6 protein-coding genes and 5 tRNA genes are annotated in these 6,225 nt (G+C 41.1%); 8 read left to right on the top strand and 3 right to left on the bottom strand.

Annotated elements, in window-relative coordinates:
- Window positions 1-107 precede the first annotated feature (107 nt).
- Window positions 108-184: transfer RNA gene (locus MHO82_RS25330), tRNA-Asp, on the top strand.
- 320 nt (window positions 185-504) lie between these two features.
- Here MHO82_RS25330 and pssA read toward each other — a convergent pair.
- Entirely contained in the window at window positions 505-1,854 is a 1,350-nt protein-coding gene (pssA, locus tag MHO82_RS25325; RefSeq protein ID WP_239189336.1) for a CDP-diacylglycerol--serine O-phosphatidyltransferase, read from the bottom strand.
- A 108-nt stretch (window positions 1,855-1,962) separates the two neighbouring features.
- A complete protein-coding gene (locus tag MHO82_RS25320; RefSeq protein WP_239189334.1) occupies window positions 1,963-2,394 on the bottom strand; it encodes a GNAT family N-acetyltransferase in 432 nt (143 codons plus the stop codon).
- A 73-nt stretch (window positions 2,395-2,467) separates the two neighbouring features.
- Between MHO82_RS25320 and murB the strand changes: the two genes are divergently transcribed.
- Both murB and birA read left to right on the top strand, forming a co-directional pair.
- Complete coding sequence (gene murB, locus MHO82_RS25315) at window positions 2,468-3,505, top strand: UDP-N-acetylmuramate dehydrogenase (protein ID WP_239189332.1); 1,038 nt, start codon at window positions 2,468-2,470, stop codon at window positions 3,503-3,505.
- On the top strand, window positions 3,502-4,467 hold the full coding sequence (gene birA / locus MHO82_RS25310; RefSeq protein ID WP_239189330.1) for a bifunctional biotin--[acetyl-CoA-carboxylase] ligase/biotin operon repressor BirA: 966 nt from the start codon (window positions 3,502-3,504) through the stop codon (window positions 4,465-4,467). Before murB ends, birA begins: the two co-directional genes overlap by 4 nt.
- Before the next feature lies 1 nt (window position 4,468).
- Here the strand turns inward: birA and coaA are convergent, their stop codons facing one another.
- A complete protein-coding gene (coaA, locus tag MHO82_RS25305) occupies window positions 4,469-5,404 on the bottom strand; it encodes a type I pantothenate kinase (RefSeq protein ID WP_239189328.1) in 936 nt (311 codons plus the stop codon).
- Window positions 5,405-5,614: 210 nt separating this feature from the next.
- Between coaA and MHO82_RS25300 the strand changes: the two genes are divergently transcribed.
- The 5 genes from MHO82_RS25300 to MHO82_RS25280 form a co-directional block, all read left to right on the top strand.
- A tRNA-Thr gene (locus MHO82_RS25300) sits at window positions 5,615-5,690 on the top strand.
- A gap of 20 nt (window positions 5,691-5,710) precedes the next feature.
- Window positions 5,711-5,795: transfer RNA gene (locus MHO82_RS25295), tRNA-Tyr, on the top strand.
- Between the two features lie 37 nt (window positions 5,796-5,832).
- Window positions 5,833-5,907: transfer RNA gene (locus MHO82_RS25290), tRNA-Gly, on the top strand.
- A gap of 12 nt (window positions 5,908-5,919) precedes the next feature.
- Window positions 5,920-5,995 (top strand) — tRNA-Thr (locus MHO82_RS25285).
- Between the two features lie 95 nt (window positions 5,996-6,090).
- The coding region (locus tag MHO82_RS25280) for a GTP-binding protein (RefSeq protein WP_239183521.1) at window positions 6,091-6,225 on the top strand (135 nt) is incomplete at its 3' end.

Below are 6,225 nucleotides of genomic sequence, written 5' to 3'. Positions count from 1 at the left end.
GAAACGCAATAGCGCCGATGGTAGTGTGGGGCTTCCCCATGTGAGAGTAGGACATCGCCAGGCTTTAAATAATGAACACTTGTCCGAAACGACAAGTAGCCCACTGCGGAGTGGTAGTTCAGTTGGTTAGAATACCGGCCTGTCACGCCGGGGGTCGCGGGTTCGAGTCCCGTCCACTCCGCCACTTATTAAAAAAGCCCGATTCGAAAGAGTCGGGCTTTTTTACGTCTGTAAAAAATAAATATTAGCTGGGATATTGTGACTATGATACTTACAGTTCGGTGACTGTAACTTCTTCATTATTTTCTGCCTCTCAATTCTTTGTCACTGTGAGTACTTCATCATAAATGATGTGTTGTAGGGAACTTCATTATTATTCGATGAGTTTATAGGTTCGTGACAGATTTAATACCACGATGGTAGTTATATCGAGAGGTATGGTAGGTAGAAGGCAGTGTCTATGGGAAATAAGCCCCTACCAGCAATTAGGGGCTTATTTATCGCTTATAGGATCTGATTTAGGATGTGATCGGCTTTAAGTCGTTTTATACGCTTTAAGAGCTTTCTTACTGGTGCTGGGTAATCTTCTAGCTTTTCAATAAACTTATAGCTTCCGACTAGGCGAGTATGGGAAAGGATACAGTCAATTTCCTGTTGTTTTTGTTTTTCCAGTAGCTGGTTTTTATCATGAACTAAAATGGCATTTTCCAGATCCAGTTTCCAAGCTCTTGGGTTTAGATTATTACCCGTAATAAGCATGTAACGACGGTCTACCCATAAGCCTTTTAGGTGGAAGCTGTTGTTATCGTGTCTCCAAATATGGATAGAAAGCTGACGGCTAGCAATAGAGCTTTCGTTTGCTCTTGCAAAGTTACGTAAGTTCATCTCATAAAGGTAAGGTAAACCTGCAATGGTTTTAAATGGCTTATCTGGAGATATGTAGAAATCGTTTGCCGTTTTATCGCCAACGATGATTGTGATATTTACTCCGCGGCGCAATGCGCGTTTTACTTCTCTTGAAATACTTCGCGGGAAATTGAAATATGGAGTACAGATAGTGAGTTCATCTTTTGCTCCCGCAATCATATCACGTATATGCGTATTTAACTTATTTCCACGCTTACCAAGGCCGACCAAGGGGGTTAAGCCTATTTGGTCGTTATTAACGTGCTCTTCTTGGTATTGGTAGCTTGAGCGCATCAACTTAGCTCGGAACTGACGAATAGCTGGTTTTAGAGTTTTTGTCTTGGGTCTGTCGGAGTCTGAAAGGCAGTTGACAGCATCACTTTCTACTAGGTTAGTTTCAATAAAGTTAGCCATGCTTTGAGCTAGACTGCTATTTTCAATAACATGGTAGCGGTCATAACGGTAGCGATCCTTCTGAGCTAAGTAAACATCATTTAAGCTTGCGCCACTGTAGATCACTTTATCGTCAATAATGAACCCTTTTAGGTGTAAAACACCAAATACCTCTCGATTCCTAACTGGTACGCCAAGGATTTCCACTTGATGTTCATATTTTTGAGCATAGTCATGGTAGAGCGCTGCGTTACCATCAGATTGTGCTGCGCCAATGAGTCCTCGTTGAGCTCGATGCCAATCGACCAGTACTTTTATGTCTAATGCTGGGTTGGCTTGTTTCGCTTCATATAGAGCGGTCAGAATGTTACGTCCAGCTTCATCATCTTCTAAGTATAAAGCTACTAGGTAAATTCGTGATTTGGCATGGGCTATTTCATGGTGAAGACGATCTCGGAATGAATTCGCATCTAACAAGGTTTCTAGTTTATCTGGATCATGAGCTATGCAAGGGAGTTGCTCAAATTTATGCTTGATAGCAATCGCTGAATTCATTCTTGCCTCTTAAATATTGTATGTGTCGCAACTAGGTCTTTTCTTTAAGTAATTTTATCAAACTTAGCTGGGGTTTTTATTTTTGTCGAAGTTAAAGCTAGCTATATATCACGGATTGGAAATGAATATCATTGCACATAGTGATTTTCCGCTATTACTGTAACGATTGAAACGCCCTAATAATGATGGGGGAAGTTTTTGAGGTTCTAAGGATTGAAAACCATGTTGGGAATAAAAAGGTACTAAGTGCTCGAATGCAAAGCAATAGCACCCTGTGAGATTAATACGTTGCCTACAAAATTCCATAAGTTGATGGCCAATACCTTGTTGACGGTAATCGGGATGAATGAGCATGCCTGTCAATAATTGATGCTTATCTATGCTTTTAAAGCGAACAGAACCAATGAGGGTGTTTTCTTGATAAGTTAAAAAAATGGCTTCGTCTCTTTTTGGCTTCCCCGCTGGGTAGAACTCTTTGTAGAACCTAGCAACAATAGGTAATTTGATAGGTTCAAGTTGTAAGAAAGTCAATTTAGGCATAGGAAACAAGGCGCTTTTTTAAGTGAATACGATAGAATGTGAGTGAATAGGTAATTTAAGACATGATTTTAACATGAAAATTCAACCAAGTTGCTCTCTAAAAGCTTTTCATACGTTTGCTATTGATGTAGACGCCAAACGCATCATCTCGGCAGAAACGTGTCAGGATTTAATCGATATTTATCAATCGCCAGATTGGCAGCAAGAGCCCAAATTGATTCTTGGGAAAGGCAGTAATGTCCTTTTTTGTGAAAACTATGATGGCGTGGTTATTTTAAATCAAATTACTGGGAAAACTGTCACTGAATCCGGTGAATACTATCGACTTCATATTGGTGCAGGTGAAGATTGGCCTTCGCTGGTTCGCTGGAGTCTAGAACAGGGGATCAGTGGTTTAGAAAATTTAGCTATGATCCCCGGTTGTGCTGGTTCTGCGCCAATTCAAAATATTGGTGCTTATGGCGTTGAGTTGAAAGATATATGTGATTATGTCGATGTCTTGGATTTAGAAACGCTGACAGAACGTAGGCTTACGAAAATTGAATGTCAATTTGGTTACCGTGATTCGGTCTTTAAGAAGGCTCTGCATAATCGAGTCGTGATTACTGCTATTGGGTTGAAGTTAGCAAAGTCATGGTCTCCTCAACTGAGTTATGGGTCGTTATCTTCTTTTGAACGACAAACAGTTACATCGCAACAGGTTTATGACGCGGTTTGTAATATTAGAAGCTCTAAATTACCAGATCCTACTAAGTTGGGGAATGCTGGTAGCTTTTTTAAAAACCCTATTGTATCCACTGAATACTACGAACAATTACAATTGCACTTTCCTGATTTATCAGGTCACAAGGTAGAAAGTGGTTATAAGCTTGCTGCTGGGTGGCTGATTGATCGTGCTGGGTTGAAAGGTCATCAAATCGGTGGTGCTCAAGTACATAAACAGCAGGCACTCGTGATTGTTAATTTAGGGAATGCTAGTGCTAGAGATATTGTTAATTTGGCGCAGTATGTAAAAGAGCAAGTGATGATCAAATATGGCGTGAGTTTGGAGCATGAAGTGCGCTTTATGGCCAAAAATGAAGAGACGAATTTAGATAGGTTATTAAAATGAAAGATCATCAAGCCAAACTTACCTTAATAGAACAACTTGCAGATGGTCAGTTTCACTCAGGAGAACAGCTGGGAGAATTACTAGGGATATCTCGTGCTGCGATAAGTAAACACATCAAAACAATTCAGTCTTGGGGACTTGACGTATTTCGGGTTCAAGGGAAAGGCTATTGTTTATCGTCACCAATAGAGCTACTAGATATTGAGAAAATTCGAACCTATAGTGCCGCTCCGAACTTAGAATTGATCCCTGTGATTGATTCTACTAATCAGCATCTATTGAACAAAGTTGGTGATTTAGATAGTGGGGCTGTTTGCATTGCTGAGTACCAACAAGCGGGAAGAGGGCGAAGAGGGCGTCAATGGGAGTCTCCTTTCGGCTCTAATTTATATCTGTCCATGTACTGGCGTTTAGATGCGGGAATGGCAGCGGCAATGGGGTTGAGCCTAGTTGTTGGTGTGGCTATCGCAGAAACTTTGCAAGAATTTGGTTGTCCAGACGTTAAAGTGAAATGGCCTAACGATATTTACTACCAAGATAAAAAATTGGCCGGTATTTTAGTTGAGTTAACAGGCCAGACAGGAGATGCGGCTCATCTTGTTATTGGTATGGGGTTAAATATCTCTATGTCAAATAGGGACGAGTTTTCAATTGATCAGCCTTGGGCAAATATGATCGATGCCTGCGAAGATATGCCGAATCGTAACCAGTTGGTTGCCTCCCTAATTGATAAGCTAACGGCAACGTTAAAAGAGTATGAGTTAGTCGGACTTCCTGGTTTTTTGGAACGTTGGAATCAGTTAGACAATTTTCAAGGAAGAGAAGTCCGCTTAATTATAGGCAACGATGAAATTAAAGGCGTTGCTAGAGGGATTAATGAGCAGGGAGCCTTAATGTTGGAAATGGAAGACGGTATCAAGCCTTTTATTGGTGGCGAGATCTCTTTAAGAAAAGCAGACTAAGCTACTTTCTGAGTAATATGGTCTCTACAGCATGATTCGCTCCTTTCTGTAGGATCATGCTTGCTCGTTCTTTTGTTGGTAAAATGTTCTGTTCTAAATTTTTCCCGTTTATTTCTTTCCATATTGAACGGGCGGTCTCTGTCGCTTCACTTTCACTTAAACGAGTGTAGTGGTTAAAATAAGCACCACTGCGTTGAAATGCTCCTTGTCGGAACTTCATAAAACGTTCAATGTACCAGCGCTCAATGAGTTCGGGTTCTGCATCAACAAAAATAGAAAAATCAAGAAAATCAGAAATGAAGACACGATGTGGATCATGTGGGTAATCCATGCCACTTTGCAGTACGTTTAAGCCTTCGATAATCAGAATATCAGGTTGCTCCACAACTTTCGTTTCTGTTGTGATGTCATAGGTTAAATGGGAGTAAACAGGCGCTTCTACCCTTGGTTTGCCTGATTTGACATCCGACACAAATTGAACCAGCTTTTTCATGTCGTAAGATTCAGGAAAACCTTTCTTTTTCATGATGTTTCGCTCGTTTAAAAGCTTGTTTGGGTGCAAAAAACCATCGGTTGTTATTAGTTCAACTTTAGTGTGTTTCCCCCAATTGGAAAGCAGCTCTTTGAGTAAACGAGCTGTGGTGCTTTTTCCTACGGCGACACTTCCTGCAATGCCGATGATATAAGGTGTACTGTCTTTTTTTCGTGCTAAGAATTGTTCTAGAACATAGTTTTTTCTTTGTTTCGATTCAACATGAAGGTTCAGTAGACGTGTAAGCGGCAGATAGATTTCTGTCGCTTCACTCATTGATAAGTGCTCATTAATCCCTTTAAGTTTTTCAAGATCGGATTGGGTAAGGGTCATCGGAACTGAATTACGCAGTTCGGCCCATTGCTTTCTGTCAAATGAAAGGTAAGGAGTTAGGTTATTACTCATCAGGTTGCTTGATTCTTCATTATTAGTGAGCAAGGACGATACACTATCCCCTCTGGTTAGTAAAAGCCTCTTTCCTAACAAAATATGCCGATGGTGCTTATTGTTGTGGTGTTTTTATATTCAAAAAGGATAGTATTGGAAAGATAAGTGATTTTTTTTCAATAAACTATTGCAAGAGAATAAATGATTCAATAGAATGCGCAGCACTTAGCCGACTTAGCTCAGTAGGTAGAGCAACTGACTTGTAATCAGTAGGTCACCAGTTCGATTCCGGTAGTCGGCACCATATTTTTTAGCAACACCCCTGGAGGGGTTCCCGAGTGGCCAAAGGGAGCAGACTGTAAATCTGCCGGCACTGCCTTCGATGGTTCGAATCCGTCCCCCTCCACCATATTCTTTAAGGTTAAATAGCTCTCAGAGTTACGTGCGCGGGCATCGTATAATGGCTATTACCTCAGCCTTCCAAGCTGATGATGCGGGTTCGATTCCCGCTGCCCGCTCCACTCTTTTAGAGTGCTGATATAGCTCAGTCGGTAGAGCGCACCCTTGGTAAGGGTGAGGTCCCCGGTTCAAATCCGGGTATCAGCACCAGCTCTCAGTATTTACCCTTTTGATATATACTTTAACACTAAAGTTTTGGTTGCGTGGTCTATATACCACCCTATCCGTACCTAGAGGGACACTCCATGTCTAAAGAAAAATTTGAACGTACGAAACCGCACGTAAACGTTGGTACTATCGGCCACGTTGACCACGGTAAAACAACTCTAACTGCTGCAATCTGTACTACTTTATCTAAAGTATACGGTGGTGAAGCTAAA

Origin of the sequence: Vibrio sp. Of7-15, assembly GCF_022347565.1 — a bacterium.
GTDB lineage: Bacteria > Pseudomonadota > Gammaproteobacteria > Enterobacterales > Vibrionaceae > NORP241.
Note: the sequence above shows the minus strand (reverse complement) of the source record. Positions and strands in the feature narration are given on the sequence as shown.

Bases quoted from the DNA above. Each gene is read 5' to 3' on its own strand.
- MHO82_RS25320 (WP_239189334.1), bottom strand. From the start codon at position 2,394: ATGCCTAAATTGACTTTCTTACAACTTGAACCTATCAAATTACCTATT.
- coaA (WP_239189328.1), bottom strand. From the start codon at position 5,404: ATGAGTAATAACCTAACTCCTTACCTTTCATTTGACAGAAAGCAATGG.
- murB (WP_239189332.1), top strand. From the start codon at position 2,468: ATGAAAATTCAACCAAGTTGCTCTCTAAAAGCTTTTCATACGTTTGCT.
- pssA (WP_239189336.1), bottom strand. From the start codon at position 1,854: ATGAATTCAGCGATTGCTATCAAGCATAAATTTGAGCAACTCCCTTGC.
- birA (WP_239189330.1), top strand. From the start codon at position 3,502: ATGAAAGATCATCAAGCCAAACTTACCTTAATAGAACAACTTGCAGAT.